The 26,639-nt window shown below is 62.5% G+C and carries 24 protein-coding genes; 15 read left to right on the forward strand and 9 right to left on the reverse strand.

What is annotated here, in order from left to right:
- The first annotated feature begins 4 nt into the window (after window positions 1-4).
- The 3 genes from ACQR13_RS03355 to ACQR13_RS03365 all read left to right on the forward strand — a co-directional run bounded on the left by ACQR13_RS03355 (window position 5) and on the right by ACQR13_RS03365 (window position 3,017).
- Entirely contained in the window at window positions 5-568 is a 564-nt protein-coding gene (locus ACQR13_RS03355; RefSeq protein WP_434862577.1) for a TetR/AcrR family transcriptional regulator, read from the forward strand.
- 133 nt (window positions 569-701) lie between these two features.
- On the forward strand, window positions 702-1,715 hold the full coding sequence (locus tag ACQR13_RS03360; RefSeq protein WP_316166319.1) for a formamidase: 1,014 nt from the start codon (window positions 702-704) through the stop codon (window positions 1,713-1,715).
- A gap of 105 nt (window positions 1,716-1,820) precedes the next feature.
- Window positions 1,821-3,017 carry an acyl-CoA dehydrogenase family protein gene (locus ACQR13_RS03365; RefSeq protein ID WP_316166318.1) on the forward strand — a complete coding sequence of 399 codons (1,197 nt, stop codon included), beginning with the start codon at window positions 1,821-1,823 and terminating at the stop codon, window positions 3,015-3,017.
- 13 nt (window positions 3,018-3,030) lie between these two features.
- Here the strand turns inward: ACQR13_RS03365 and ACQR13_RS03370 are convergent, their stop codons facing one another.
- The 9 genes from ACQR13_RS03370 to ACQR13_RS03410 all read right to left on the reverse strand — a co-directional run bounded on the left by ACQR13_RS03370 (window position 3,031) and on the right by ACQR13_RS03410 (window position 11,952).
- Window positions 3,031-3,537, reverse strand: coding sequence for a hypothetical protein (locus ACQR13_RS03370; protein ID WP_316166317.1), 507 nt, complete (start codon window positions 3,535-3,537; stop codon window positions 3,031-3,033).
- A gap of 430 nt (window positions 3,538-3,967) precedes the next feature.
- On the reverse strand, window positions 3,968-4,588 hold the full coding sequence (locus tag ACQR13_RS03375; protein ID WP_316166316.1) for a hypothetical protein: 621 nt from the start codon (window positions 4,586-4,588) through the stop codon (window positions 3,968-3,970).
- 23 nt (window positions 4,589-4,611) lie between these two features.
- Entirely contained in the window at window positions 4,612-5,958 is a 1,347-nt protein-coding gene (locus ACQR13_RS03380; protein ID WP_315784314.1) for a type II and III secretion system protein family protein, read from the reverse strand.
- A gap of 2 nt (window positions 5,959-5,960) precedes the next feature.
- Entirely contained in the window at window positions 5,961-6,653 is a 693-nt protein-coding gene (locus ACQR13_RS03385; RefSeq protein WP_315784312.1) for a tetratricopeptide repeat protein, read from the reverse strand.
- A 76-nt stretch (window positions 6,654-6,729) separates the two neighbouring features.
- Window positions 6,730-8,745 carry a flagellar biosynthesis protein FlhA gene (locus ACQR13_RS03390; protein WP_316189442.1) on the reverse strand — a complete coding sequence of 672 codons (2,016 nt, stop codon included), beginning with the start codon at window positions 8,743-8,745 and terminating at the stop codon, window positions 6,730-6,732.
- Window positions 8,746-8,799: 54 nt separating this feature from the next.
- Entirely contained in the window at window positions 8,800-9,789 is a 990-nt protein-coding gene (locus tag ACQR13_RS03395; protein ID WP_316189443.1) for a SctD/MshK family protein, read from the reverse strand.
- A 513-nt stretch (window positions 9,790-10,302) separates the two neighbouring features.
- On the reverse strand, window positions 10,303-10,818 hold the full coding sequence (locus ACQR13_RS03400) for a hypothetical protein (protein ID WP_316186535.1): 516 nt from the start codon (window positions 10,816-10,818) through the stop codon (window positions 10,303-10,305).
- Between the two features lie 263 nt (window positions 10,819-11,081).
- Window positions 11,082-11,294: a hypothetical protein gene (locus tag ACQR13_RS03405; RefSeq protein WP_315751843.1), complete on the reverse strand. Its 213-nt coding sequence runs from the start codon at window positions 11,292-11,294 to the stop codon at window positions 11,082-11,084.
- A 61-nt stretch (window positions 11,295-11,355) separates the two neighbouring features.
- Window positions 11,356-11,952 carry a nodulation protein NolW gene (locus ACQR13_RS03410; protein WP_315751844.1) on the reverse strand — a complete coding sequence of 199 codons (597 nt, stop codon included), beginning with the start codon at window positions 11,950-11,952 and terminating at the stop codon, window positions 11,356-11,358.
- Between the two features lie 343 nt (window positions 11,953-12,295).
- On the opposite strand from ACQR13_RS03410, the gene ACQR13_RS03415 reads away from it, so the two are divergent.
- The 12 genes from ACQR13_RS03415 to ACQR13_RS03470 all read left to right on the forward strand — a co-directional run bounded on the left by ACQR13_RS03415 (window position 12,296) and on the right by ACQR13_RS03470 (window position 26,598).
- Entirely contained in the window at window positions 12,296-12,733 is a 438-nt protein-coding gene (locus ACQR13_RS03415; RefSeq protein WP_315751845.1) for a hypothetical protein, read from the forward strand.
- A gap of 2 nt (window positions 12,734-12,735) precedes the next feature.
- Entirely contained in the window at window positions 12,736-13,593 is an 858-nt protein-coding gene (sctJ, locus tag ACQR13_RS03420; protein WP_434862578.1) for a type III secretion system inner membrane ring lipoprotein SctJ, read from the forward strand.
- 63 nt (window positions 13,594-13,656) lie between these two features.
- Entirely contained in the window at window positions 13,657-14,319 is a 663-nt protein-coding gene (locus ACQR13_RS03425; RefSeq protein WP_315751847.1) for a SctK family type III secretion system sorting platform protein, read from the forward strand.
- On the forward strand, window positions 14,316-14,933 hold the full coding sequence (sctL, locus tag ACQR13_RS03430; protein ID WP_315715069.1) for a type III secretion system stator protein SctL: 618 nt from the start codon (window positions 14,316-14,318) through the stop codon (window positions 14,931-14,933). The genes ACQR13_RS03425 and sctL overlap by 4 nt, the downstream gene beginning before the upstream one ends.
- Window positions 14,933-16,276 (forward strand): FliI/YscN family ATPase, encoded by a 1,344-nt coding sequence (locus tag ACQR13_RS03435; protein ID WP_315729338.1) that lies wholly within the window; start codon window positions 14,933-14,935, stop codon window positions 16,274-16,276. Before sctL ends, ACQR13_RS03435 begins: the two co-directional genes overlap by 1 nt.
- A gap of 32 nt (window positions 16,277-16,308) precedes the next feature.
- Window positions 16,309-16,761: a hypothetical protein gene (locus ACQR13_RS03440; RefSeq protein ID WP_315751848.1), complete on the forward strand. Its 453-nt coding sequence runs from the start codon at window positions 16,309-16,311 to the stop codon at window positions 16,759-16,761.
- Window positions 16,758-17,825 (forward strand): type III secretion system cytoplasmic ring protein SctQ, encoded by a 1,068-nt coding sequence (sctQ, locus tag ACQR13_RS03445; RefSeq protein ID WP_315751849.1) that lies wholly within the window; start codon window positions 16,758-16,760, stop codon window positions 17,823-17,825. The genes ACQR13_RS03440 and sctQ overlap by 4 nt, the downstream gene beginning before the upstream one ends.
- Before the next feature lie 9 nt (window positions 17,826-17,834).
- Window positions 17,835-18,482 (forward strand): type III secretion system export apparatus subunit SctR, encoded by a 648-nt coding sequence (gene sctR / locus ACQR13_RS03450; protein WP_315751850.1) that lies wholly within the window; start codon window positions 17,835-17,837, stop codon window positions 18,480-18,482.
- Between the two features lie 24 nt (window positions 18,483-18,506).
- The gene (sctS, locus tag ACQR13_RS03455) at window positions 18,507-18,776 is read left to right on the forward strand and encodes a type III secretion system export apparatus subunit SctS (protein WP_315715074.1); all 270 of its coding nucleotides are present in this window, start codon (window positions 18,507-18,509) and stop codon (window positions 18,774-18,776) included.
- 51 nt (window positions 18,777-18,827) lie between these two features.
- Entirely contained in the window at window positions 18,828-19,646 is an 819-nt protein-coding gene (gene sctT, locus ACQR13_RS03460; protein WP_315751851.1) for a type III secretion system export apparatus subunit SctT, read from the forward strand.
- The gene (locus tag ACQR13_RS03465) at window positions 19,643-20,692 is read left to right on the forward strand and encodes an EscU/YscU/HrcU family type III secretion system export apparatus switch protein (RefSeq protein ID WP_315751852.1); all 1,050 of its coding nucleotides are present in this window, start codon (window positions 19,643-19,645) and stop codon (window positions 20,690-20,692) included. The genes sctT and ACQR13_RS03465 overlap by 4 nt, the downstream gene beginning before the upstream one ends.
- A gap of 266 nt (window positions 20,693-20,958) precedes the next feature.
- Window positions 20,959-26,598 carry a LysM peptidoglycan-binding domain-containing protein gene (locus ACQR13_RS03470; RefSeq protein WP_315751853.1) on the forward strand — a complete coding sequence of 1,880 codons (5,640 nt, stop codon included), beginning with the start codon at window positions 20,959-20,961 and terminating at the stop codon, window positions 26,596-26,598.
- The last annotated feature ends 41 nt before the right edge of the window (window positions 26,599-26,639 follow it).

Consider the following 26,639-nt stretch of genomic DNA (forward strand, 5'->3'; position numbering starts at 1 on the left):
AGCCATGCGGACGCTCAACGAGCGCGCCGACGTCATCCCGCTGATTGCCGAGGTGTTCCGCGAGTTCGGCTTCGAGGGCACCTCGCTCAGCCGGATCACCGAGATGACGGGATTGGGCAAAGGCAGCCTCTATCATTTCTTTCCAGGCGGGAAGGACGAGATGGGGCGGGCGGTGCTGGCGCATGTCGACGCCTGGTTCGATCGCGAGATCTATGCGCCGCTGCGCGATGATCCGCCGGAGCAGTCGATCGCGCGGATGTGGCGTGGCGTCGACGACTACTTCCGCTCCGGCCGCCGCGTCTGCCTCGTCGGGGCGTTCGCGCTCGACGAGACGCGGGATCGCTTCGCCGCCGCCATCGCCAGCTACTTCACGCGCTGGATCGAGGCCTTGCGCGAGGCGCTGATCCGCGACGGCTGGCCGGCGGCACAGGCCGCCGACAGCGCCGAGGAGGTGGTGCTCGGCATCCAGGGTGCACTGGTGCTGGCGCGCGCAACCGGTGAGGCGGCCGTTTTCGGCCGCGCGCTGACGCGGTTCCAAGCGCGCCTGCAACGATCATCCGGCGTCTGATTCCCGAAGCGCCGGCGACCGCTGCCTCAGCAAGCGGCAAATGGCGGGCTGAAATATCGGCGCGCGGCCCTCGTGAAATCGTGGTTGTCTCGAGCAACGTCTCGAGCAGCGGCGACATCCAGGGAGGTCCGGCATGAACGGGTTAGGCGGTCTCAATAAATCCGACAACGGCGTGGTCATCGGCCTGGTGCAGCTGCAGCTGCCGGTCGTTGTGAGCAAGGACGACCTCGCGCGGCAGACCGAGAAGATCGTCTGGATGGTCGGCAAGGCCCGGCGGAATCTCGGCACCATGGATCTCGTGGTGTTCCCGGAATACTCGCTACACGGGCTGTCGATGGACACCAATCCCGAGATCATGTGCCGGCTCGACGGGCCGGAGGTCGCCGCGTTCAGGCAGGCCTGCATCGACAACAAGATCTGGGGCTGCTTCTCGATCATGGAGCACAACCCCGACGGCAACCCCTACAATTCGGGTCTGATCATCGACGACCACGGCGACATCAAGCTGTATTACCGCAAGCTGCATCCGTGGATTCCGGTCGAGCCGTGGGAGCCCGGCGATCTCGGCATACCCGTGATCGAGGGACCGCGCGGCGCCAAGATCGCGCTCATCATCTGCCATGACGGCATGTTCCCGGAGATGGCGCGGGAATGCGCCTACAAGGGCGCCGAAATCATGATTCGCACCGCCGGCTACACCGCGCCGATCCGCGACAGCTGGCGCTTCACCAATCAGGCCAATGCGTTCCAGAACCTGATGGTGACGGCCAATGTCTGCATGTGCGGCTCCGACGGCTCGTTCGATTCGATGGGCGAGGGCATGATCGTCAATTTCGACGGCAGCATCATCGCGCACGGCACGACGGGGCGCGCCGACGAGATCATCACCGCCGAGGTGCGCCCCGATCTCGTGCGCGAGGCTCGCATCAACTGGGGCGTCGAGAACAACATCTACCAGCTCTGGCACCGCGGCTATGTCGCGGTGAAAGGTGGCGCGATGGACTGCCCTTACACCTTCATGCACGACATGGTCGCCGGCACTTATCGGTTGCCGTGGGAGGATCATGTCAAGATCACCGACGGCACCTCCTGCGGCTTCCCGGCGCCGACGCGCGTGTTCGGCAAGCTCGGCAAGGCGGCGGAGTGAAGCGCACCGGACGCGGCGGGTCGCGGATGACGCTGCCGGAACCTTGACAAGCCGATCGATCGCCAATTATTTTATACTTAAAATAATATGGCGGACAGATCCATCATGAGTGCATCGGCCAAGGTCATCCCGCGCGACTGGCTCGACTGGCCGTTCTTCGAGCCGCGGCATCATCGGCTGTGCGAGGCGCTCGATCGCTTCGTCGGCTCCGGCGTCCTCGACGACGTCGATCACGACGACGTTGACACCGCCTGCCGCAAGATCGTGCGCGCGCTTGGTGCCGCAGGCTTGCTCGACAGCGCCGTCGTGGCGCCCGATGCGGATGCCGGCGCGATCGACTCGCGCGCGATCTGCCTGTCGCGCGAAACGCTCGCTTATGCCGACGGCCTCGCCGATTTCGCCTTCGCCATGCAGGGACTGGGCTCCGGCGCCATCGCGCTCGGCGGCTCGCCGGAGCTGCGCGCCAGTGTGCTGCCCAAGGTGCGCGCCGGCGAATGGCTCGCGGCCTTCGCGCTGTCGGAGAAGGAGGCGGGCTCCGATGTCGCCGCGATGGCCTGCGCGGCGCGGCTGGACGGCGATACTTACGTGCTCGATGGCGAGAAGACCTGGATTTCCAACGGCGGCATCGCCGACGTCTACACGCTGTTCGCCCGCACCGGCGAGGCGCCCGGCGCGCGCGGCATCTCCGCCTTCGTCGTGTTTCCCGACGATCCGGGGTTCTCCGTGGCCGAGCGCATCGAGGTGATCGCACCGCATCCCCTGGCGACGCTCCGCCTGCAGAATTGCCGCATCCCGGCCAACCGCCGGCTCGGCGCGCCCGGCGGCGGCTTCAAGCTGGCGATGCAGACGCTCGACATCTTCCGCGCCTCGGTGGCGGCCGCCGCCCTCGGCTTCGGCCGTCGCGCGCTCGACGAGGCGCAGGCGCATGCGCAGAGCCGCAAGATGTTCGGCGCCACGTTGTCGGACTTGCAGATGACGCAGGCGGCGTTCGGCGAGATGGCGACCGAGACCGATGCCGCCGCGCTCCTGACCTACCGCGCGGCCTGGCGCCGCGACGTGCAGAAGCTGCCGACCACGCGCGAGGCCGCGATGGCCAAGCTCACGGCCACCGAGACCGCCCAGCGCGTCATCGACCGTGCCCTGCAGATGTTCGGCGGCCGCGGCGTCCGCAAGGGCGAGATCGTGGAGAGCCTCTACCGCGAGATCCGCGCGCTGCGCATCTATGAAGGCGCGACCGAAGTGCAGAAGCTGATCGTCGCGCGCGAGTTCCTGAAGTCGCGGGCCGGCGTGGTGCGCGGCTGAGGCGCGCTGCGCGTCAGGCCCGCAGACGCAAGGGCGCGTGCCAGCCGGGATCTCTGTCGCACGCAGCCTCGCCCATGGTCACGCGGCGGCCTCGGTCGTCACGCAGCAGTTGGATTTCGATCTCGTCGAAGGCGAACCGGGCGATCGCCTGCAATGGGTCGACCACCCGTTTTCCGAACGTCCACGGATCGGAGTTTCCGCGCGGCATGGGAAACGCGAAAGGACGCGAGGGGATGCGGAAGAGAAGGCGGCCATCCCGGGACTCGCGATCGCGCAGCTCAGGTTGCCGCATGCCGACGTGACTCAGATAGGCTTGGCAGGCCTGCTCTCGTAGCGAGATGGTCACCCTGAAGCCCGTGAAGTCGATGTCGCCGCGCATGTACTGATCGTAGACCAGTGCCTCCTTCACCTCGACGCTGCCCAGTGCGCTGCCGCTCTCGTCCGGCCGAAAAGAGAAGAAGCGGTCCGAACACATGTGATTGTAAGGGACGATGTCGTGGCGCGGCGGTCGCTGCGTCAAAGCCCGATCCAGGCCGCTGCAAAAGCCGATGTCATCTATGTCGCCGCGGACAGGCTCGAAAAAGAGTCCTTTGGGGGGGAGCGACGTCTTCGTGCAGCGAACTCGAAGAGACCGATGGAGAGAGCGACTTAGCCGCGTAATCCAACACGGACAACTTGATAGCTGAGCCAACGCGCCGTGACGCTGCGACGTCGAGATCCGCTGTCTCGAACCCGACCGCGTCTTCAAGTGGAAGTCGGAGGCGTACCTCCTCTGGATACTTCGCCCCCGACCTCTTTCGCAGGAAAATATTAGAGCTCTCCGAGGGCTTGCGATCAAGAAATCTGCGGATCAACGGCACCATCGCTTCCGCTTTATCCTTGAGCAACGTGCGACGCTGAAGTTTCTCCAGGTCGGAATGGCGACTGGCTGAGCTCTCCGGCTTGAACAATCATTGCGCGGGATGAGCCGTGGTCTGCGGGTGGTCCTCGCCGGTTGGTTCGGCACGGGTTGGTTGCTCCCCGCGCAAATTCGCGACCGCGCGGGTGGCCGGTTCCCCTTCCGCGCGGCTACGTCCTTTTCCGGCTTGAAGATCCTCCGGATCCGCAACCATGCCGCCAAAGGCCGCAGCCGTGCTGCAGCCGAGGGCCGGATCGGCATCATTGTCGGCGAAGATGCCGCGATTGAAGCCATCCGACAGATGGCAGCGAACGGAGCTGATGAGCAGGCGATCGATGTGAACACGCGTCGCGTGGTGCACTGCCGAGGCAACGTCGTGCCTGACGTGGGAGCGATCCACGCCGGCTCGGATGATGGAATGCTCGATCGCCGCCGTGCATGGCCCCGGCGGTCCTTCGATCCAGGCACGGACGCTTTCAGGGCGGCCATTCGCCGTCGCGGCCACGAAGTGTTCGACGCCGGAACTCGCCGCAGAACAGCGTCCTGCAGGTACATCGTAGACGTAATGAACGGTCTCACCTGCGAGCTGCGGTGGCGGTGCCGTCCGGTCCACAGCGCAGCCTGCAGCCAGCACCGCGAGGGCAATGGCGAGGCCGCTTCTGATCGGTGCCATGTTTATCGCTCCTTGGAGGACCGTCATTCGATCAGGAAGCCGGCATCGCCACGCAATCTCCGGCCCGGCACCGGCACCTCGATCGGGCCTGCCCCGGGGCGAGTCGTTCCAAGACGGCCGAATATGATGCGCTCAAGCTCGGAAGGCGGCCCGACGAAGTCGGTCGGGACCGGTATGCGTGCCGATTCGCTGATCGGGCGAACGATTGTCGGCGTGACGATGATGATCAGTTCGGATTCGTTCTTCCGGAACTGTGTCGACCTGAACAGAGCGCCCAGTACCGGCAGGTCGCCCAGCCCCGGCAACATGTCCAGGCCGGTGTTGAACTTGTTCTGCAGCAGTCCGGCGATTACGAAGCTCTCCCCGCTGCCGAGCTCGACTGTGGTCTCCGCCCGCCGGGTAATCAGGCTCGGGACGCGGGCGCCGTTCATGATCAGGGCGCCTTCGTTCGAGAGCTCGCTGACCTCGGGCTTGACCTGCAGGTTGACCAGACGATCGGAGAGTACCGTCGGTGTGAACTCCAGTCCCACGCCGTAGCGACGAAAGTCGATCGAGATGCGGTCCAGCCCTTGGGCGACGGGGATCGGAAATTCGCCGCCTGCCAGGAAGTTCGCCTTCTGACCCGAAACAGCGGTGAGCGTCGGTTCTGCCAGGATTGAAACCAGTCCCTCCTGAGCGAGCGCATCCACGATGGCAGTCACACTGTAGCTGCCGTTTGCCGGCGTATTGATCCTCCCTGAGGCCGCCGACGAGAGCCCAAAGCTGAAGCCACCGGCCGAGCCTGCGGCCTCCCAGTTGACGCCGAGTTGCTTCACCGCGTTGCGCGAGACTTCGGCAATACGGACCCGCAGGTTCACCTGCGTGCTACCGCCTATCTTCAACTGATTGAGCAGCACCTCGTCCTCGCCGAGGAACTGCGCGCAGGTGGAGCGGACCTTCTCGGCGATGTCGGCGTTGGGCACCAGCCCGCTCAGCACCGCGCCGCGCGGCGTCCGCGACAGCCTGACGTCGAGGTCTGCGAATTGAGCTCGCAGCAGCTGCCGTAGATCACTCTCGTCATAGGCAATCGCAATCCGGAACGTCGCGACGGTCGCGCCGGAATCGTCGAGCGCGAAGAGCGTCGTACGGCCGGGCTTTTTGCCGAAAACGAAGACGCGGTTGGCGGCCGCGACCTGGACGTCCGCAACAGCCGGCTCGGCGACGAAGACCTTGGAAGCCGGACGGGGCAAGGTCAGCATCTCGCCCTGAGACGCGTAGATTCGCACCTGTTGCCGCGCGTTGGATGATGCCGGCGCGCAATGAACCAGCATCGTAAGGATCACCACGATCGAGGTCAGCCAGGCGGATGGCGAAATTCGAAACGGTCCCATCGTCAGCGCCGCATCGCCGAAAGCATCTCGAGATTGAGCCTCACGTCCTCTTCCCGAAGGTCGACCCGCGCAAGCTTGGCGGCGCCATCGCGATCTCCGCTCAGCGCCATAGCGATCACGAGGTTCTGGCGTGCACGAGGCGAGGCGCTCTCACCGAGCGCGATCGGCCGCAGAACCGTCATCGCGTCGGCGTACCGGCCCGTCAAGGTAAGCGACAGGCCCAGATTGTTGCTTGCGATCATGTCGGCGGGGGCGATTGCGAGCACCTGACGATAGGCTGTCTGAGCTTCGTCATGGCGGCCGAGCATGTCGAGAGCCACTCCGAGGCCGTTGAGCGCCGGAATGTTCTCGGGGTCCGAGGTGAGCACGCTGGTAAAGATTGCCAGGGCAGGCTCGGCTTGATGTCTGGCGAGCTCGCTTCGCGCTTTTCTGATTCGATCGTCCTTGTCTTCCATCCCGGCGACTTGGTTGGCGGGAGCTGCTGCGGCTGCCGTGGAGGCCGGGAGATTGCGACCCTCGACCGAGGCGCGTGCGGTCGTGGGCGTCGGCACCGGTCCGCCAATGTCTGGGCTCAGCGACGAACAGGCGCAGAGCAGACCGGCGATGCTGCCAGCCAGCGCCATTCGCCTGCAAACACCGGCACTTGGTTTCAGATGGTTGTTGAACGCGGTTTCCCGGCCTTCAGAGCTACGCATGTACTTCCTACGTATATTGCACTGTCTTATAGTTCAGGTCTCGAAACCTCGCAGGTGTCGTCGCGGGTTGACTGGTTCATTGCATCGCCGGGATCGGGGAAGGTTCAGCCTGCTCGCGTGATTCATCCAATCCAAGGACGGCGATCGGCTCGACCCGAAAGTCCTTTGAGATTTCCTGATAGGAGAGCACGACCACATTGAGACCGGACGGCGCAAGCAGCGTCCAGACCACCCGGCGCAGGTCGGCGGAGGCCAGTACAATACTCGGCGATGCGGCAAGATGATCGACGTCGGCAAGCTGCCGGGTCAACGCATCAAGCAGGCGCGTGCTGACGGCAGGATCGAGAGACGTCTGAGCGTTTTCATCGAGGGCGTGCACGGCCGTTCGGATCGCTTCCTCTGTCTGTCGATCAAGCACGAAGCAGCGCAAGGTCCGATCAAATCCTGAGCTTTCGAAGCAGATCTGCCGGCGCAGCGCCAGCCGCACGTGCTCGACCAGCATGACGCTGCTCTGCTCCCGCATTCCCCACTCGGCCAGCGTCTCAAGAATCAGCCGCAGATTGCGGATGGACACCCGCTCGTCGAGCAGCCGGCGAAGGACATCGGTGATGCGCTGTGTAGGGACCACACGCAAGGCCTCGCGCACCAAGTCGGCGTAGTCAGCCTCTAACTGGTTGAGCAGGCGCTTGGTCTCCTGTATGCCGAGGAACTCCGGCGCATAGCGGACAAGAACGCGCCGCAGCTCGGCATCGACTGCGGAGATGGCCGCTCCCCCCGCCGTTCGGGTTGTCGGCTGATCCAGTTCACCGGACGAGAGCAGAAGAGGCACGCCATGCAGCTCGATCCTGAAATGACCGGGCGCCAGGGCGCTGCTTTCGTCGACTGCCGCCCCTGGACAGGCGCATCCGAGCCAGTCTGCCACGTCCTGTCGCGTCCGCCTGATCCGATCATGAATGCCGGCTCTCCGCAGTTCATCGCACAAGGCGGCTTCCGCGAGGATCATGATCGGTGCAGACTTGGCCGCCGGGATAGCGATCCGCGAACTTCTCGTGGGCTCTGACGGGTCGGACGGTTGCGCCGTGCCGGAGGTTCGTTGGGCTCGCCGTCGAGCCAAGAGCATCGCAACGCCGGAGCCGCCGAACACGGTGGCCATAAAAAGGAAAATCGGCGCCGGAAAACCCGGTACGAACGCCAGCCCGAGCATCATGAGACCGGCCAGCTGCAGGGATTGCGGCTGCGACGTGATCTGCTCCATGATCTCGGAACCAAGATTGCTCGGCGCTTCTGTCGCAACCCGGGTCACGACCGTTCCCGCCGCCATCGACACGAACAGCGCCGGGACTTGGGAGACCAAGCCGTCGCCGATCGTCAACAACGAGTAGAGCTGGATCGCTTCGCTGATACGCAGCCTGTGCTGCACGGTGCCGACAACGATGCCGCCAACGAGGTTGACGGCGATGATAATGAGACCGGCGATCGCATCACCTTTGACGAACTTCATGGCGCCGTCCATCGCTCCGTAGAGCTGGCTCTCGCGCTCCAGCCGGCGTCGGCGGCGCCGGGCCTCGGCCTGGTTGATGTCGCCGTTGCGAAGGTCGGCATCGATGCTCATCTGCTTCCCCGGCAGCGCATCGAGCGTGAATCGGGCAGCAACTTCGGCGACCCGTTCAGATCCTTTGGTGATGACGACGAACTGGACGATCGTGATGATCAGGAACACCACGAGCCCAACCACGACATTGCTGGAAACGACGAACTCGCCAAAGGTCTGAACGATGGACCCGGCATCGGCCTGGCTGAGCACTAGGCGCGTAATGGTGATGGAAATCGAGAGCCGGAACACCGTGGATATGAGAATGATTGCCGGAAGTGCGGAGAATTCGACCGCGGCGTTCAAGTAGAACGCCACCATCAGCAGCAGAATCGACGCGCCGATGTTGACGGACACCATGACGTCGACGAGCGCCGTCGGAATCGGCAGGATCATCGCCATGATCGTGCTGACGATCAGGATGACGACGAGAAGCTCGCGCTTGTCGTTCGACCAGCGGGTCAAGCTCTCGACAATGGCCGTCATAATCTGCGGTTCCATCCAAGCGGGATCGAAACCTTCGTCACATTGATCGAAACGCAGAGCGGCATGGTCTTACAAGCTCACGGCGAGCAGGTCTGCGCCGCGACGCAATACGACCCGATCTTGTTCAATTCGATCGACGATCCACCCTTCGCTGATAACGGCGCCTGCGAACAGCTTCTGACCGCGTCCATCAATGACATACGGCCCATTTCCGGCCCAAATCGCCTGAACGGTCAAAGGGGCGCTACGCTTTACAGATTTCGCCTCGACCTGGCTCGTCAACACGATGGCAATGCCGAACGTGCCGTCGAACCATCGCTCAATGTCGCGCCACCTGCCTAACGCCGCGGGTTCAATGCTTCCTCTCGCCGTGATGGCGTTTGAGTCGCTGACAATCTCGACGGTCGTGAGGCCCGCAGTCAGCAATCGCTGGCGCAGCGCGTCCGCCGCGCTGTTCAAATCCGCCACCGGCGCGCCGGGCTCCGCGCCGGCCCGTCCCGTTCTGTCCTGGCCGGGCAGTCGTGCGGGCGTAAGGGTGGGGGCGGGCGAATTGGGCGCGTGCCTGCTCGGATATTTCGTCGAACAGTCGGAGTCGCAGCGGGGGGATCTCAGCCGCTCAGCTGTGGCATAGCCGCCATCGCCGGGCACCTTGTCCGCACCAGCGGGAAATCCCTGCAGAAGCAGGGCTAGACAGACCAGGATCGCGGCGGTGCCGAGTCCATACCTCAAGAAGGTATAGCGGGTCGTTCTGCGCTTGCGGGTGAAGCGGAGCTGAATTCCATTCAGAACGACATCGGCCGGATAACGACTGATCCGTGCTTCTCCGGCACCGAGCAGGGTGCCGTTCAGCAGAACATTATCTGCGGTGCCTTCGATTTCGCAACAGTCCGCCTCTAGCGCGAACCGCGCGTGCAAAGGAGCCAGACAGTCATCCATGAGAACGACATCGGCGTCCATCGAGTGACCCACCAGATAGGTCCCGGCGTCGAGTTCTTGCCTGACCCCGGCATGAAGGCCCGATCGGATTGTGAGTTCGAATGGGGACGGTGATGCCGGCATTCTCTGCCTCTCCATCAGGGCCTAGCAGCCATGTTGGCAGCGGAGCGCTCGGTACGAACGCCCCGTGCCGTAAGCGGTTGGTAGCTGTCCGAGGGCGATCGCTGGATCAGCCGACGTTCGGGCGCTGCTGCGCGACCGTCTCGATCGATCCCCAGTGCGTCTTCTTGGTCGTGATCTCGGCATTCGTCTTGATCGCTTCGTCGAAGGCACTCTTCATCTTCGCGATCGCGCTATCGATGCTCGAGTTCGATGACGTCGTCGAAGAAACGGAGCCTGTTGAATGGGACATCGCTTTATCTCTCTATGTTCGTGTTGCGTTGAGGATTGGGCTGTCGGGGAATGCCCTCCAGCCGGGAAGTGATCGTTAGCGTTGTCCACGCTGATCACCTCTCGGCTGAAGCGGCGGCTTGGATCCCGTCCCGAGGCGCACCTTGTGAGGTACGCCTCTCGCGCTTCCTTCAACGTCCTGGTCTCATCGCTCTCGTCGCGTTGCGAGAATGAGGCCTCGTTGCTTTACTCAGCTCTGTCGGTGATATGGTTGTCGGCCGAGAGGTGTCCCGCGGAGCGGTCGCATGGCGATCCCGAGCTTGAATCCGCGAGTTGCAGAATGATCGAGGAAAGCTTGTCGAGGATGTTGTTCTTCGTCGCTTGGTCAAGGCCCTTTGCCTCTGAGACTTGGCTGACGAGCTGATTCAGCGTCTTGAGTATCGAGCTGTTCGCGCCGGGTTGATGGGATGGGCCGGACACGAGTTGCTTCAGGATCTTCGCGATCCCGTCGAGCAGCTGACCTTTGGCGGGATCGCTGGGCCCAGTGGAATTCGTGATCTGATGGGTCAGGTCACCAAGGATCTTGGCAACGCGGCCGTTGTTCCGCGCGTCGCACTGGCTCGGTCCGCCCCTCAGGATGCTGATGGCCGCCGAGATCAGAGCCGCCTTGTCTGCAGGTGTCTTTGCGTCCGCGACCAATCCAAGAACGTCCGATGCTATGGAAGACGTCCGCGGATCTTGCTGCTGCGAAGCGGGCGGCATCGACGACTGCCACCAATCCCCCGCATCACAGCGATGAGCCGGATGAGCTGACGACCCGCCGAGCGTGGGCTGAAATCCTGCAAAGCCGGGCCAGGACGACGCGTGTCCGTGCGGACCCATCATGTGACCGGTGTGAGCTTCACGTGAGGATGATGCGTGGGAGCTGACCCTAGACATGCAACTCTCTCCTTGTTTGCGATCCGATGTCTTATCTGTCTTGTTCTGAGCAAAGGGTCTAACGAGGCGTCAGTCGGCAGGCTCCGTCACGGATCCGGGGTTGCACTATTCTCGTCGCCAACGGATGCCATCTCCTGAATACCGTCCTGAGCAACAGTCATGAGCATGAACGCGGCCGCCTGCGGCATTGCGCTGAGAAACGCCTCCTCGAACTTTGCTTGATCCTCAGCCGAGACTGCCTCGCTGCTGCTCGAGGCGCTTGCCATCGCGGTCGTCATGCTCGATGCTTCTACGGCCATTCTGACCCTCCTTTGATCCGTCCGGTCGATCTGGCAGGACTTGCGAACCCGTTGATCTGCGTCATGGCACGTCGCCTGGGGCGTTGAGCTTGACCACTTGGACGTGCTCCCCGCGATAGACGGTGACGGACGATGGCTGGTCAGCTCGAGGCTTCAGTGCTGCGAGCGTACGCTCCACCGCTTGGATGTATTGCGGGGGACCCGAGACCAGGGCCATGTCGGCCTGCTTGATGGATCTGAGTGAGAATCGCGCGTCGGAGAGCGCGAGATCGCGAAGTGCGGCTTCGAGACGCTGGAGCGGCACGGCACCGAGTTGAACGAGCCTGCTCGAAGCTTCCTTGTTGCTAGTGACATAAATCCGGAAGCCGTCGAAATACCAGTCGAGTCCGTAGTTCCGGGATAGATGCTCGATGAATTCTCTTGCCTTGAGTTCAGGCAGAGGCCCGCGCACACGTCCCCGTACTTCCGGGCTCACCTCTAACCGCAGGCCGGTATTTCGTCCGAATTCCTGAAGAACGTTGCCAAGGTCTTGGTCGACGATGGTGTACCTGTAGGACTCGGTCGGCCAAGCAGGTTCACCCGCGTCTGCGGACGTGGTGTGGATTGCAGCCGCCGAGAGCGTCAGGCAGACGGTCGCGATCGCAGCCCCGCTGCGCAATGGGACCAGAACCCGAGATGCCAAAGGGTCGCATGGGAAAACGTGGCCTTCGTGCGGCCTTGTCGCGGAACAATCGTGGCAATCGTGTAGTTGATCGCGCGTACCCACGAGCAGACTCACATGTACTTGTTGCTATCAAGCTCATCTCATTCAATCACAGCGGTCGCGGGTGCGTCGGAGAATATATTAGGAAAATATTATGCTCTGCCCCGCTGGGCGCCGTGCAAAGCTCTGTCTGATCCGTTGTGCAAGCCATGGTCCGGCTGTCCTTGTGAGTCATTATTTGTTTGGAGTGAGCAATGGCGAGAGCACGAGGGGTCCTGAGACGGCATGGAGCGGTGACATGACGACGATTGCGCCGTTGGGTGGCGTCACAGCTTCCGGAACAGTTGGTGTCAGTTTCGGAGCCGTTGAGCCCGGAGCGGCCGCCCAGCAGTCGTTTCAGGACGCTCTGCATAGATCGGTCACTAAACTGCCTATGGAGCCTGAGCACGCCGTCGACCAACTCGGCGGCAAGGTGATGGAGTGGATGGAGAGTTCGTACGAGCGGGTCCAGCGCAATGTCGCGCCCGAGCTCAATCTCATGCCGGAGCCGGCAGCATCCGGTCCAGCGTCTTCCAACATTGGCGGAACGGCCCTGGGAGCGGACAAGCCAGACGCGGGCCGTCAGGCCCTGCAAATGCTGGAGCACGCATTCTCGTTTGCCATTGAGGCGACGCTGATGTCGAAAATCTCGACCGAGTCGACCCGGATCTTCAACACGTTCTTGAAGGGACAATGAGAATGGCCGGTTGCGGCAAACAATGGCTGGCCGCTCGAGGGCGCGGATTGAATTTGGCGCTGGTGCTGGGCTTGGCGTTCATGCTGAGCGGTTGCAAGGGTGAGCTCTATAGCCGCTTGAGCGAGAAGGAGGCTAATCTGATGGTGGCCCTTCTGCTGCACCACGGCATCGCCGCCGACCGACTCCAGGCAAAGGACGGTAGCAATACTGTCAGGGTCGAGCAGGAGCGATTTGCCGACGCTGTGACGCTGCTGAATGCGTCCGGGTTGCCGCACGCGAAGTTCGAAGACATGGGCAGCATATTCTCAAGCAATGGTCTGGTGTCGTCACCCACAGAGGAGCGAGTCAGGTTGATTCACGCGCTCAATCAAGAGTTGGCAAGGACGATCATGGAGATCGACGGAGTCATCTCTGCCCGAGTCCACGTGGTGCTGCCTAAGATAGACCCGTTGCGTCACGATCAGATTCCGTCGTCGGCGGCATCGGTGTTCATCAAGCACGACGCGCGCGCCGAAATCGCCGTGCTCCTACCGCAGATCAAGACCCTCATTGCCAACAGTGTCGAAGGACTGACGTACGACAGGGTGGCCGTGGTTTTCGTGCGTGGCAGTTCGGATCCCGTCGAAGTCAGCCCCTCCACGTCGATCGAGACGACGGCATCCGTTCTATCTCACGACGGATCTGCCCTGCGTGACCGTCCGCTCATCCTGCAGGTGTCAGCCGCGGTAGGGGTGGGGCTGCTGGGATCGATCGGAATCTTCCAGCTCTGGCGCCGGGCACGCGTGGGATATGCGCAACGCAACGCGCCGCGTCGTGAGGCGCGAATGCCGGCGCGTGATCCGCTGCGTGTCGTATCCTAGTGCGATTGAAGTGGGCTTGGCCGGCAAATGAGTAGGCTTGTGCAACCTGGAGCATCCCTTGGTTTGCGTGCTCCGAAGGTCGGCGGTGGCTGCGAACCCGGCGCGCCGGTGGGGCATTGGCCGGTGATGGATATGGACACGTTTTGTCGATTACCGGCACGCTACATCCACGTTGAACGATTTCTCGCGTGCGTACCGGGCGTTTCGCCCGGGCTTGCCGCACGGATACTCGCCTGCGACCGACTCCACCGAGATATCTCAGAGCGGATCGTTGTGCATTACGAGCTTGATTGCTGCACGGCAGCCGACGTCGCTGACACGCGCAGTCGCATTGCGTTTCTCGACTGCGAGCAACTATGCCGCGTCGGTGAGCTGGCCGGCGGTGTTTGGCATGCCCACGCAATTCGTTCCACGGTCCTCAAGACTACGCTCCGGGAGCATCTCGGAGAATTCGATTCCCGACTCCACAAGGTCGCGCTCGCCAATATCGATCTGTCGCCCAAACCCGATCGCCCCCCGAATCCATCTGCGCTTGCGGACCTCATCCGAGGTGATGGGATGCAATGTCTCAATGCCGCAATCTGGCGACTCCCCGCCACCTTGCGCAGCCGCATCCTTCTTCGATTTCCGATTAACTCGCCGCTGGGCTCCTCGGTCTCGCGGCGACACCAGCAGCTTGGTCCGGAGATTGTTGATCGCGTTCTAGCCGATGGGATGGTGCCGTGAAAGCCCGCGAGAGTGACAAGCCTGTCGGCACGTTCCATCCGCTCGGACCCGTGGTTCGAGCCGAAGAGGCGGAGACCTGGTTTTCCGCGGCTGCCTCTCTTGCCGACGCCCGGCGGCAATGCGAGCAGATCGCCGCGCAGGCCCGGCTCGCGTTCGAAGAGCAGCGCATGAGAGGCTTTGAGGATGGTCGTCTCGCGGGAGTTGAGGAGGCGGCTCGCCTGATTGCGGAAACGAAGGTCACGGTTGATGATTTCGTCGCCGATCTGCAAGACGAACTTATCACGCTCGTCGTCGAGATCATCAGGGAGATCCTCGGAAGTTTTGAGCCGGACGATCTCGCCGCGCGCGCCATCACCAGAGCACTCGAAGAGATCCGTTCCGGTACGGCCCTCGTGCTGATGACTGCGCCGCAGGAGATGGAGTCCATCCGTGTACGAGTGGCGACGCTGCTGGAGGATGGGGCCGACCAGCTCACCATCGTGTCCGACCCGCAGTTTGCGCCGGGGCGCTGTATGCTTTGGAGCGAGTTCGGGCAGATCGATGTTTCCGTTGACGCTCAACTGGAGCAGCTCGCCTTGGCGCTGCGTGCCGGTTTCGAGGGCGTGGAGCCATGATGCCGGCAGGCTCTGCCACGCACCGACTCGCGCGAATCCTGCCGCAGTTGCGTGAAGCTGCAGGCCGTTCGCAACTGCGCCCGATCCGCGGGCGCGTGATTCAGGTGTCGGGGACCCTCATCAGGGCGATCGTTCCCGATGCGCGTGTTGGCGATATCTGTTTGCTCCGTTCTGCCCATGCCTCGCCTGATCTGCGGGCCGAGATCGTGGGCATCGAAGGCGGAGTCGCGTTGCTGACGCCTCTCGGAGACGTGGCGGGTCTCTCAACAAGAACGGAAGTCGTCTCGACAAGGCAGGCCCTCGGCATCATGGTTGGGCCAGCGCTGCTCGGCCGCGTCGTCGACGGGCTCGGGCGCCCTCTCGACGTTCAGGAACGAGGATGGCCCGAGTTCGACCAGATTCGACGAGTCCGCGGAGCTGCGCCGGCGCCCTTGGCACGGCGGCTCGTTGACGGCCCTTTGTCACTTGGTATCCGGGCGATCGATGGTCTGCTCAGCTGCGGCGAGGGGCAGCGGATCGGCATCTATGGCGAACCCGGCGCGGGCAAATCGTCGCTTGTCGCCCAGATCGTCCAGAACGCGGACGTCGACGTCTGCGTTGTCGCACTGATTGGCGAGCGTGGGCGCGAAGTTCGAGAAATGGTCGAGCGCTGCCTGGCCGGAGCGGCTCGGGCGCGATCAGTCGTGATTGTCGCAACCTCCGACCGGCCGCCGACGGAGCGCGTCACGGCTGCCTATGTCGCCGTGACGATCGCGGAGTACTTCCGGGATTGCAACGCACGCGTGCTCCTAGTGCAGGACAGTGTCACTCGCTTTGCGAGGGCATTGCGTGAGATCGGACTGGCCGCGGGCGAGCCGCCGACGCGCCGGGGCTTTCCGCCGTCGGTGTTTGCGGCATTGCCCGAGTTGCTCGAGCGGTCCGGTCCCGGAGTCGCCGGCTCAATCACTGCATTTTACACCGTGCTGGTTGAGGGGGATGGTACCGCGGATCCGATCGCGGAGGAGACGCGCAGCATTCTGGACGGGCACATCGCGTTGTCACCTAAGCTCGCACAGTCGGCGCATTTCCCTGCGATTGACATCGTGTCCAGCCTCAGCCGCGTCATGGATCAGGTCGTGACGAGCCGTCATCGCTCTGCAGCCAGGAGGGTGCGTGAACTCATAGCTCGCTATGCAGAGCTTGAGTTCCTGCTGCAGGTTGGGGAGTACAAGGCCGGATCCGATCCGATCGCCGATGAGGCGATCGCCAAGCAGGATGCTATCAAGTCCTTTCTGCGGCAGGGCCTCGGCGAGGTCGTTCCGTGGGATCGCACGATCCATCAACTCGAGCAGCTCGCGTCATGAGGTACGATCCACTGCTCACGCGCATACGCAGGATGCGGATCGTTCTCGGAGAGAGGGAGCGGCGGGCGAATTCCGCGCTTCAGCGCGGCGTGGAGGCACAGGTCGAAGCGACTGCAGAACTGACGCAGATCAATCATGCGCTTGCGTTGCAAGCAGCGGCGCGTGGCGCACGCGAACGTCAGATCTACCAGCAGATGGTAGGGCGTCCAATTTCCGCGCGGGAGATCACCCAACTTGACGCGCAACTCAGGCGCCTCGAGTCGCTGGCAATGGCGCTTGCCGAGCAGCGCCTTGCGAGCATCCGTACGCTCGACCATGCGCGTAACGAAGTTCAGGGTCTACGCCTCGAATTCGTGAAGGCTCATCGGAGGCGTCGCAAGTGGGATGAGTTATCGCAGCAATCACGTCGCCGTCGCGAGGACCGTGAGACGTTGCTAGAGGAGATGGCTAATTCGGACGGCAGGGCGGCGGGGCGGCAAGCATGAACGCGCCATTCCCCGCTCGCAGGCGCGGAGCGCCTGACGGTGAGATCACCGAATTTCATCCGGACGCGCTATCCATTGCTGATGTTCTACGTGCCCGTCGTTGGTGTCGGCGGCTGGCTGAACTCACCTGCGAGTTGGCAGGTCTGCCGCTGCGGATTTCCTTCTCGGGCGCCTCCTCGGGCGTTTCGAGCCGGCCGGCGTGTCGTCTTCATTTTACGATCGGCGGTGATCCATGCGCCGTAAGTCTGCCTGTCGAGGTGATCGATGCAACGCTGCAGGCGATTGATGGTCCGCCTCGAACTACGCTTGCCGAGCCCGATCTGCTGCTTCTGATCGAGTTCGCCTGCGCCGCCATACTTGATTCAATCGAGGAGACGCTCGGCCTCCCCGTCATCCTCACGCATGCTTCCTTCGATGGCAGCGTTCCGGACTCGATTGGAATCCTGTGTCGCGGCAGGTTTGGCGAACGATCGTTCAGTGCTTACCTGTCTTTACCAGAGCCATACGAATCCCGCTTGGCAAATCAAGTTCAAGCATTGGGTCCGGCTGCTGCCGCCGGAGTTCCGATCTGCGCGGCTTTCCGGCTTGGTGCTACGCGCGTCAGCGCCCGCTTGCTTGCGAGCTTACGGCCGGGAGACGTCGTGATCGTCGAACACGCGATGCCGGATGGACGCGTCGCCGCCGTCTTCGGCGAGCGTCGTCTCACCTCATGTCGCTTCGAGGGAAGCGACGCGACAGTGGTGGACACGTTGCACCAGATAAGAGGCGATCTTCATCATCATTGGACGGCTGTGGACATGACTGCACATGAAAGCGTCGATACAGGCGCAGACGATGTGAGCCTGGACGACCTCCAGATCAAGCTCCTATTTGAGATCGGCCAGCTCGAGATACCTCTCGGCGAGTTGCGCATGATCGCGCCCGGCTATGTCTTCAATCTCGGTCGGGATCCGCGACATGCAATTGAGATTCACGCGGGGAATCGGCGGATCGGGCAGGGCGAGATCGTCAGGATCGGCGAGGCAATCGGCGTGCGGATCAACAGATTGTTCAATCACGAATGAGCTGAAGCCGTGACCCAGTTCAATTTGTTCGCTGTTCTCGCGGTCATCGCCGGGCTTGGCCTTGTCACCTTTGCCGTCGTGACGATGACATCGTTCGTCAAGATCGCCGTGGTGCTGTTCCTGATTCGGAATGCGCTGGGAGTGCAGCAGACGCCTCCAAACCTCGTGCTCTATGCCATTGCGCTGGTTCTGACGGCCTATGTCAGCGCGCCGCTGGTGCAGGCCGTGTATGAGCGCGTCAATGATCGGCCCAGCGAGTTTCAAACTTTTACCGACTGGAAAGATGCTGCTGAGCGGGCAGGCCAGCCAATTCGCGAACATTTGAGCCGGTTCACGACGGTCGCGGAGCGAGATTTTTTCGTCACGGCCACTGGCAGCTTGTGGCCCGATAGCAGCAGAGCCAAGCTATCGAGCGAAGATCTCGTTATCCTCGTTCCCTCCTTCATGAGCTCGGAGCTCAAGCGCGCCTTCGAGATCGGCTTCCTGCTCTATCTGCCCTTCATCGCGATTGATCTCGTGGTGTCCGCGGTCTTGATGTCCCTTGGCATGTCGATGGTGCCGCCATCGACGATCTCCGTCCCATTCAAGTTGTTCTTGTTCGTGATGGTCGAGGGCTGGTCGAAGCTGATGCATGGCCTGGTGTTGAGTTACGGATAGCCTGCGAGATGGGGAGGGGAAGCAATGGGCCAAGCGACAATCGTCGATCATCTGGTCAGGGGTCTGACGGTCGTTCTCATATTTGCCATGCCTCCCCTGGGTGTGGCGATGGTTGTTGGCCTCTTCGTCTCAATTCTTCAGGCCGCAACCCAGATTCAGGATCAGGTGCTGCCGCAGACGATCAAACTGATTGCCGTCGTGGCCACGCTGGCGGTGTTCGGCGCAGTGTTGGCGGCACCGCTGATCCAATATGCCGATCAGATCCTTGCGGATTTTCCTGCACTGACGCGTTGACGGGCCTTCCCTTCATCGTGCTCGGAGGGACATGGGCGACGCGGAGTGGCGATGGGGCTTGACCTCATGCCGTTGGACAGCATCGAGGCGGGGGCCAATCTCGTCTTCCGTCATCTTCTTTCGTTGGCGCTCGCCATCGCGCGTCCCAGCGCCTTCGTCATGACCTTTCCGGTGTTTGTTCGCCTCGGGCTGACCGGCTTGATTCGTGGTGCCTTCGTGGTCGCGATCTCGCTACCGGTCATGACCGGACTTGTTGAGGTGCTTCCTCCGATCGGCACGCAAACATTGCGATTGGTCGCGGTCGGGTTCAAGGAAGCGATCATCGGAGGGCTCCTTGGTCTGCTGCTTGGGATCCCGTTCTGGGCCGCCGAGGTCGCGGGCGACCTGCTCGACTACGAACGTCAGGCCCCCGATGCCCAGCTTCAGGATCCCAACGCCATGACCGAGTCCACCGCGTCTGGCACGCTTTTTATGCTCGCTGCGGTGGTTCTGTTCGTCGCAGCCGACGGCTTTCATAGCGTCGTCGAAGCCCTTTATGGCAGCTACAGGCTCTGGCCGGTCATTGAGCTCGCGCCGTTGCTACGCGCGGAGAGCGGCCTATTGGCGCTGGAAATGCTCGTCCGCGTGCTGCAGTTGGCATTGATCCTGGCATTCCCAGTGCTGGCGGCCATGTTCGTTGCGATGTTCGCGCTGATGGTGATTGCCCGTTTCGCACCGCAGTTGAATGTGTTCGATCTTTCGATGGCGGCGCGCAACTTGGTCTATTTCCTGGTTCTGCCGCTCTATGCGGCCTTTCTGCTCGATCACTTCGGTACTCAGCTTGGAGAGTTGACCGGAATCCTGGACCAGCTAGGGCAGTTCCTGCGATGAGCGAGGATGGCGGCACTGAGGAGCGGACGCTGCCTCCGAGCGAGCGGAAGTTACGTAAGGCGCGCGAAAAGGGACAGGTCTTTCGCAGCACCGATATGGTCGCCGGTGCATGCCTGTCGTCCATGCTGCTCTATCTCTGGCTGACCTTGCCGGAGCTTTTCGCGCGGCTACGGGGAGCCATGATGCTCGTGGGCGATGCGGGCGGGCAACCGTTTCGGGAAGCTGCGGGCACGATCGGAACGATGATGTACGAAGCCGCCGTGCCATACCTTGCAAGGGGGGCGGCCATCGTCGTCCTAATGTCCCTCGTCGTCAACGTCGCCGTCACCAAGGGGATCGTCTTCAGCCTTGACCCTATCAAGCCCCGCGCAGAGCGCTTGCATCCCACAAAGGGTTTGAAGCGAATTTTCGCGCTCAAGAGCCTGATCGAGCTGGTGAAGAGTCTGGTCAAGACGACCCTGCTCGTCACGATCTCGGTTTTCGTCCTCGAGATGTCGCTCAACTCCTTGGTTCACACGCCAGGATGCGGCCTTTCGTGCCTCGCGCCGGTGATCGGGGCGGTGATGGCACCGCTCGTCGTCGCGGCAATCGTCGTGCTGATGGTGGGCGGCCTTATCGACGTTCTCTTGCAGCGCGGACTGTTCATGCGCGAGATGCGGATGACACGAAGCGAGGCGAAGCGCGAGCGGAGAGACCAGGAGGGCCTGCCGGAGGTGCGCTCCGCACAACGCCGTCAGCGTCAATCGCTGGCGCACGGGGGAGGGCGGGGAGGAATCGAAAGCGCAACACTGGTCATTGAGGGCGACGATGTGATGGTCGGGTTGCGCTATGTTCCGGGTGAGACACAGGTCCCAAGGCTCGTGTGCAAAGGACGTTCCGTCCGTGCGCACAATCTCACCGAAGCTGCGGCTGAGCTTGGCATTCCTCGTTTCCGCAATCCAGACCTCGCAGAGGAACTCGATCGCCGCATCGCTCAGGACCATTACATCACCGAGGAGTTTTTCCAGCCGGTGGTGTCGGCCTTGCGCGCGAGCGGCATATCCTGAGTGTAGCCGTGCTGCCCGACAGTATTTTCACAATATATTTCGGATCGGCCGCCGGCTGATGCCCTAAACTGTCGCTCGGACATGATCGCCGAGCGGGCTGCATGGCTGACGAACTGCGTCTGCCAGAGCAGAGCCGCCGCCGCTAACGGGGAGACGCACGAATGCGGATAGATGACGCAGGTGGCTCGGTTGTCGCCAGTCCGCCTCCTCCTCCGCCCCCACCCCCGCCACCTCCGCGGCCGAAGTCCGCGGCATCATCGTCGGGCATGCTCGATCGCAATTCGGCGCGCAGCGTTGGATCATCATCGACCGCACCTTCGCCGCTCTTTCAGCCCCTTCGGCCTTTCATAGGTCCGGTTCTGCAGCCGACGCCTGTGTTGCTTGGCCCGCCTGCTCCGCCGAAAGCGGCGGCAACATGTCCGGGAGTTCCCGCCCCGGCGCCGGCGGCGCCGGTCCCGGACGCCGTTTCGCAGGCAAAATCTGTTCAGACAAAAGCGCAGACCACTCTCGACGGTGATGCTGGAAAGCTGCATAAACTGCAGACCGAACTGAATGATGCGCAGGGAACGAAGGCTCCGATCGGGTACGGTCGCGGCGCGGGCGCCGCGGCGGCTGCGCATCAAGCCCATATCAGCGATCTGAAGAAGCAGGTTGCGGCCGCTCAGCAGCAAGTCACCGCCGACCAGGCGGTGTTGAGTTCGGCCAAGAGCAATCTGAGTGCTGCACAACGCATCGACGCCGCCGCAGCGAACTACAAGCCGGCACCGCCGCCGGTCACCGTGAAAGATCCAGTCGCGCGGAAAGTTGCCCCGCTCGTCGACGCGGCCTCGGCCCAGGTTTCCGCGGGAAAGGCCAAGGTCACCGCCGATACGGCTGCTCTCGAGCAGACCAAATCGCAGCTCGGCCGTCTGGACACCGAGATGGACCGGGGGATCAGCGCCGGAACATTGCACCGTCTGTCGTTGCTGAATCAGCAGCAGGATGCGCAGCAACACAAGCTGGCGACGGACCAGCGCAAGCTTGATGCCGCGAGCGCCGACCTTGCGGCAGGGAAAAGCGTCGTCTACGGGCAGCAGGCCGCGGCGGACAAGAAAGAGCTCGAGAGCGCTTCCACAGCGCTGAAGAAAGCCGGTGTCACGATCGACCAGAACGAAAATCCGACCCAGGCGAATTTGACGCCATCGCAGCTGCGCGCCTATGACGACTTCACCGTGGCGCGGAGCAAGCTCAACGCCGATGTCGGCATGGTCGCGCAGGGCAAGGCCCAGCTCCAGTATTATGCTTCGAATTCCGAGAAATACGGGACGGTTGCGAAGGATGCCCAGGATCGGGTGAACGACGCTCTGCATCCATTGGGGTACACCGTACGTGCAACGCGCGGCAGCGATCCGCAGCAGGCATCGCTCGATCTCAAGCTCGCGAACGGGAACGCTGATTACCAGAATGCAGGCTGGGCCGCGGCTCAGCACCGAGTGGCATTTGCGGCGGCAGCGCAGACCGATCTTGAGGCAGCGCAGGACTCCGATCTTGCCAAATTGTCCCCGCAAGCCCGGCAGACCGCTACCACGGCGAAGATCGACTACGATCAGGCAAGCGCCTATCAGAACAAAGTCGGGACCGACCTCGCCCTGATCAAGGGCCACCAGGCCGTCTCGGATGCGCAGGCCGCCTATATCAAGAATCCGACGGCCGCCACGGAGCTCAAGCTGAACCAAGCGCAGCATCAGTTGCGCGAGCTCTCGACAATGTCCGACATTGCGACGGCGGGCTTCAAGTCGGCAACCGGGCTTGCCTACGCCGACCGGCGCAATACGACATTGGCTAATCTGGAGCAGACCTATAGCCATGTTCCCTTGCCCTCAAACTCGCCGGTGTTGCAGCAGATAGCGCAGGCAAGAACTGATGCGGCATCGGCCGGCCTGATCACGAAAGAGCTGGCTGCAACGACCAACAGGCTGGTTCAGGATTATCGTGTCACACAGAGCGAGGCGGCGGTCGCAACCGCGCGGCAGTCCGCCAACACTGATTTGGTACAAGCTGGCAATGTACAGGCTGTGGGTTTCACCAAAGCGGGCAGCGCCCTGACGACGGCTCAGCAATCGCTTCAATATGCACAACTTCAACAGAAGCTGGCTCAATATCAGCTGCTGGACTCCCAGTTTCGGCTGACGTTGCCGCAAAATCTACTTGATCCGCAAACGGCCGCTGACCAGAGCGCGCTCTCGCATGCGTACAATACATTCTTTGCGCAGCATCCGGGTGCCTTGAGCGATGGCGCGGTCGCTGAGCAGCTTGCGAGCCTCAAGGACGCGAACGCGCGAGTGGATATCGGTCAAGGGCTGCATGAGCTGCAGGATGCCATCGACAGGGAAGACAAAGCGCTCGGCAACCGCAGCCTTCTGCAGAAGGGCGGCGATTGGGTCGGGGGGCTGTTCGGTGCCAACCGGTCTGAGCTCGAGTCGGATCTGCAGGACAAGAAAGAGGCGCTCACGGCCCTGCAGAAAAATCAGGGAGGGATGACTGCCCAGGAGGTCAACGGCGAGTATCTGAAAATCATGGGTAATCTGGCCACCCAGAATGACCGGATGTTCGAGAACGAGCGCAAGACCGACGCCAATTGGTCGAGTGCACAGGAAGTCGTGCGCGACGTCGCGATCGCCGCGGCTGCGACCGCTGTCACCATGGCCACGGCCGGAGCCGGCGCGCCTGTCTTGGCCGCCCTCGCAGCGGGCACCTTGGTAGGAACGGGAACGGCAGAAGCCATCGACACGGCCCAGAATGCAGCGACTGTGTTCGGTGGCGGCGACATTCACAGCAGCTCTCACGTCTCCCTCGATGCGGCGCTGACCAACAACTTCTTCCAAGGTGGCGGCAGCTGGGATGAAGTGAAGCAGGCGGGCGTCGATGCGACCGTATCGGGCGTGCAGTCCCTGGGCGCAGCAGGCGGGGCGTTGACGGGCGGAGCGACGGAGGCCTTCGTTACGCGCGGCCTCGACCAGGCTGCAAGCTCGGTCGTCTCGAAGCTGGCAACCGGATCAACGGTCATGGTCGCCAATCAGGGGGTCATGGGCCTCGGCAACGTCGCGGGGACCTACGTCGAGTCCCAGTATCAGCTCTCCGAGGGACGGCTCACGCAGGACGAAGCCAACGCGCAGATGAAGGACGCATTCTCGGGGTACTTCAAGAATGTCGCGATGGCCGGCGTGACTGGCGGTCTGACGAAGTTCGTCGACGGCAAGGTCGCCGTGCGGACCTCAAGCGCGGCACGGCCGAATGGCCTCGTGTCGAACCCGCTTTATCAGACAGCCTCCCAGCTGGGCGCGAACACCATGCTGACTGCGGGTCCCGGCCTCCTGTCAGGCAAGGCGCCGACCACGCAAGACTATCTGTCCATCGGACTCAATACAGTTTCCGGTGTGGCTTCTCATCACTATCAGCAGAGCAGATCCCGCACCGCGACCGAAGCGGGCCTCGCCGGACAGCCCGCTGCGTTCGACGCGGGAAGGAAGGTGTTTGACGCCTATCAAGGTCGGACGAGCGGCTCAGCGCCGAATGGCATCCGGCAGCAGGCCATGGATCCTGCCGATTTCGCCCGTGCATATCAAAAAGCCGGCGGCCAGCACGATCCGGCGGCCGTCGATGCTTTCAGCATCGCATCGGATCGGGGGCATCGCGTCTATGTGCGGACCGACAGATTGAGCCCGGACGTGGTCGCGCACGAGGCGGTGCATGCACTGACTTCGGAATCGTTCAAGAAGCTCGCAAGCACCTTGGTCGTTGATTCAAGCCGGCCACATTCGAACTTGAACGAAGGTGTGACCGAGTTTCTCGCCTCGCAGGTCGTGCCGCGCCGCGGCACATCGCCCTATGCGACGGAGGCAAAGATCGCGGAGGCCATTCGCGACCGGATGGGGGAGACCGACTTCCACAAGGCGGTTTTCGGAGGCGATCCAGCGGCACTCGCATCGTTCCGGCAGACCGCTTTGGGGTTGCAGGATACGCCAATCAGCCAAGATCACGCGGCCGATTGGGCTCTGGCCGCCTCGACGACACCTCAGGCGGGAGGCGGCGCCAAGCGCATCGCGAATCGATTGAGAGAATGGGTCGCTGCCGCTCCGCCGGCCGCAGCATCGGCAGCCGTTGCCGGCGAACTGGTGTTGGCCACGCATGGTGCGCCGGCATTGAGCGAGGCCATCGCTGATCTTAATCCAGTAGGTCGCGCGTTTTTCAACAGTCCCCTGGCGCATGCGCGGGTTAGGACGTGGCTCGGGTCGTCTCGTGAAGCGGCGGCTCGCGCCGTCGTCGCCTCGAGTTTCGGGACCAACGCCTCGATCAATTTCATGAAGGCTGCGAGTGGATGGCATACAGACAGGGCCGCCGCCATATCGGACGGTTTGCTCGGTCTTGGGCAGGCAGCTTTCGCCTTGCGCAATGGTGTGAGCTCCCAAGCGCTGATGCGCTCGCGCGGGACGAAAGTCGACGTTCTGCCAGGCGATACGATGGTCAGCATTGCCCAAAGGCTTGGCCTCATACCGCGCGACCTCACGCGAAGCAATCCTGGCGTTCAAGACATCAATCCGACAGTTACCGCTCTCAACAGTTCTGGTGCGACATGGGCCGAGATTGCGAAGCGCGAGGGGGTCGATGTCAAGACGCTCGTGGCGCTGAACCTGGATCGGCATGGATGGTCGATCCCCGCTCGGAAGGATTCCGCAGGCGCATCCGTTCCGGCAGTCGATGACGCACGCGTGCAAGCCGGTCAAAGCCCGCAGGAGTTTCTCGACAGCCACAGCACCTCGCTGCGATCGATCGCCAAGGCCAACGCCAAGAATGTAGCGCCCGCCGAGATCCTGGTTCCTCAGCGGCTTCGTCAGGTCACGAATGGCGTGACCTACGGGGAATTTGCAACCGATCAGGGACTCAGCCTGAAGCGGCTGTTGGAGGCGAACGGGCACCGTGGTTTGTCCATCCCACCACGACGGGTTTATGATGCAGCGAGCGGTGGCCGCGTGCTTCGCGGGGCAACGACCGATCGCTTGCAACCAGGCGAGTCACTGGAGAGTTTCGCTCGCAGGCATGGTGTCGGGATCAAGAAGCTGATCACGGCAAACAAGGACAGTCGTGCACCTTTGCGGATTGACGTTCCGGGCCAAGCCTCGTCGGCCAGCAACCCAACAGCCGTGACATGGGAACAGATCGCCAAAAAAACCGGTGTGCCTCTCCGACGTCTGTTGTCGATGAGCGGCCAGAATCTGCACGTTCCCGGGCAAAAGCAAGCCGTCGATCTCCAGCCGGGACAATCTCTGAGAGATCTCGCAAAGGAGCATGGCACAACAGTCAGAAAGATCGTGTCCGAGAACCGGACTTGGATCCCCCAGACTTACGAGCTTCCGCGGGCCGGGGCTTGGGTCGGTGACAAGCTCTCGGTCGACCGCGTCTACGATAATCGTGACGTCCAAGATCCGTCGAAGGGCAGGCTGACATGGGTGCAGGTGGCGCGGAGAACGGGGCGCACGACGAAAGAATTGATGAGCTACAATAAGGCCAGCTCTGCAAACAAGAAGGACTTGGCTCCTCCAACTGTAAATATTCCCACCAAGTCAAGTTGGGAAACATCAACCAAATCCGGAAAAGGCCTTCAATTTGTCGGCGCGATTGGGCTCGTTCCGGGCAATCTGGTAGCGGCTGATGTACACGCTCACGCGGGGAACTGGGCGCTCATTGGTCCCGATGTCGGTGTCGCTGTCGGGGTCGGCCTTGCTGCAACGCGTTCAGCGGTCGGGTCCGTTGCGAAGAGTGGTGCAGCAAAGAAATGGGCGAGGGCCCGTCCCCGCGACGCGTGGACCTCCGGACTTTCTTTCGGCGCCAAGGGTTTGATCAAGTACATCGAATCGTTCCGGCCCTAAGGAACGGTTCTGACATTCGGTTCAGTAGATCTGCGTGCCGG

The organism is Bradyrhizobium sp. HKCCYLRH3059 (assembly GCF_051168035.1).
GTDB lineage: Bacteria > Pseudomonadota > Alphaproteobacteria > Rhizobiales > Xanthobacteraceae > Bradyrhizobium.

Bases quoted from the DNA above. Each gene is read 5' to 3' on its own strand.
- ACQR13_RS03385 (WP_315784312.1), bottom strand. From the start codon at position 6,653: ATGCGTAGCTCTGAAGGCCGGGAAACCGCGTTCAACAACCATCTGAAA.
- ACQR13_RS03390 (WP_316189442.1), bottom strand. From the start codon at position 8,745: ATGGAACCGCAGATTATGACGGCCATTGTCGAGAGCTTGACCCGCTGG.
- ACQR13_RS03415 (WP_315751845.1), top strand. From the start codon at position 12,296: ATGACGACGATTGCGCCGTTGGGTGGCGTCACAGCTTCCGGAACAGTT.
- ACQR13_RS03465 (WP_315751852.1), top strand. From the start codon at position 19,643: ATGAGCGAGGATGGCGGCACTGAGGAGCGGACGCTGCCTCCGAGCGAG.
- sctJ (WP_434862578.1), top strand. From the start codon at position 12,736: ATGGCCGGTTGCGGCAAACAATGGCTGGCCGCTCGAGGGCGCGGATTG.
- ACQR13_RS03440 (WP_315751848.1), top strand. From the start codon at position 16,309: ATGCGGATCGTTCTCGGAGAGAGGGAGCGGCGGGCGAATTCCGCGCTT.
- sctT (WP_315751851.1), top strand. From the start codon at position 18,828: ATGGGGCTTGACCTCATGCCGTTGGACAGCATCGAGGCGGGGGCCAAT.
- ACQR13_RS03435 (WP_315729338.1), top strand. From the start codon at position 14,933: ATGCCGGCAGGCTCTGCCACGCACCGACTCGCGCGAATCCTGCCGCAG.
- ACQR13_RS03360 (WP_316166319.1), top strand. From the start codon at position 702: ATGAACGGGTTAGGCGGTCTCAATAAATCCGACAACGGCGTGGTCATC.
- ACQR13_RS03375 (WP_316166316.1), bottom strand. From the start codon at position 4,588: ATGGCACCGATCAGAAGCGGCCTCGCCATTGCCCTCGCGGTGCTGGCT.
- sctS (WP_315715074.1), top strand. From the start codon at position 18,507: ATGGGCCAAGCGACAATCGTCGATCATCTGGTCAGGGGTCTGACGGTC.
- sctQ (WP_315751849.1), top strand. From the start codon at position 16,758: ATGAACGCGCCATTCCCCGCTCGCAGGCGCGGAGCGCCTGACGGTGAG.
- ACQR13_RS03365 (WP_316166318.1), top strand. From the start codon at position 1,821: ATGAGTGCATCGGCCAAGGTCATCCCGCGCGACTGGCTCGACTGGCCG.
- ACQR13_RS03395 (WP_316189443.1), bottom strand. From the start codon at position 9,789: ATGCCGGCATCACCGTCCCCATTCGAACTCACAATCCGATCGGGCCTT.
- ACQR13_RS03400 (WP_316186535.1), bottom strand. From the start codon at position 10,818: ATGCCGCCCGCTTCGCAGCAGCAAGATCCGCGGACGTCTTCCATAGCA.
- ACQR13_RS03355 (WP_434862577.1), top strand. From the start codon at position 5: ATGCGGACGCTCAACGAGCGCGCCGACGTCATCCCGCTGATTGCCGAG.
- ACQR13_RS03470 (WP_315751853.1), top strand. From the start codon at position 20,959: ATGCTCGATCGCAATTCGGCGCGCAGCGTTGGATCATCATCGACCGCA.
- ACQR13_RS03380 (WP_315784314.1), bottom strand. From the start codon at position 5,958: ATGGGACCGTTTCGAATTTCGCCATCCGCCTGGCTGACCTCGATCGTG.
- ACQR13_RS03405 (WP_315751843.1), bottom strand. From the start codon at position 11,294: ATGGCCGTAGAAGCATCGAGCATGACGACCGCGATGGCAAGCGCCTCG.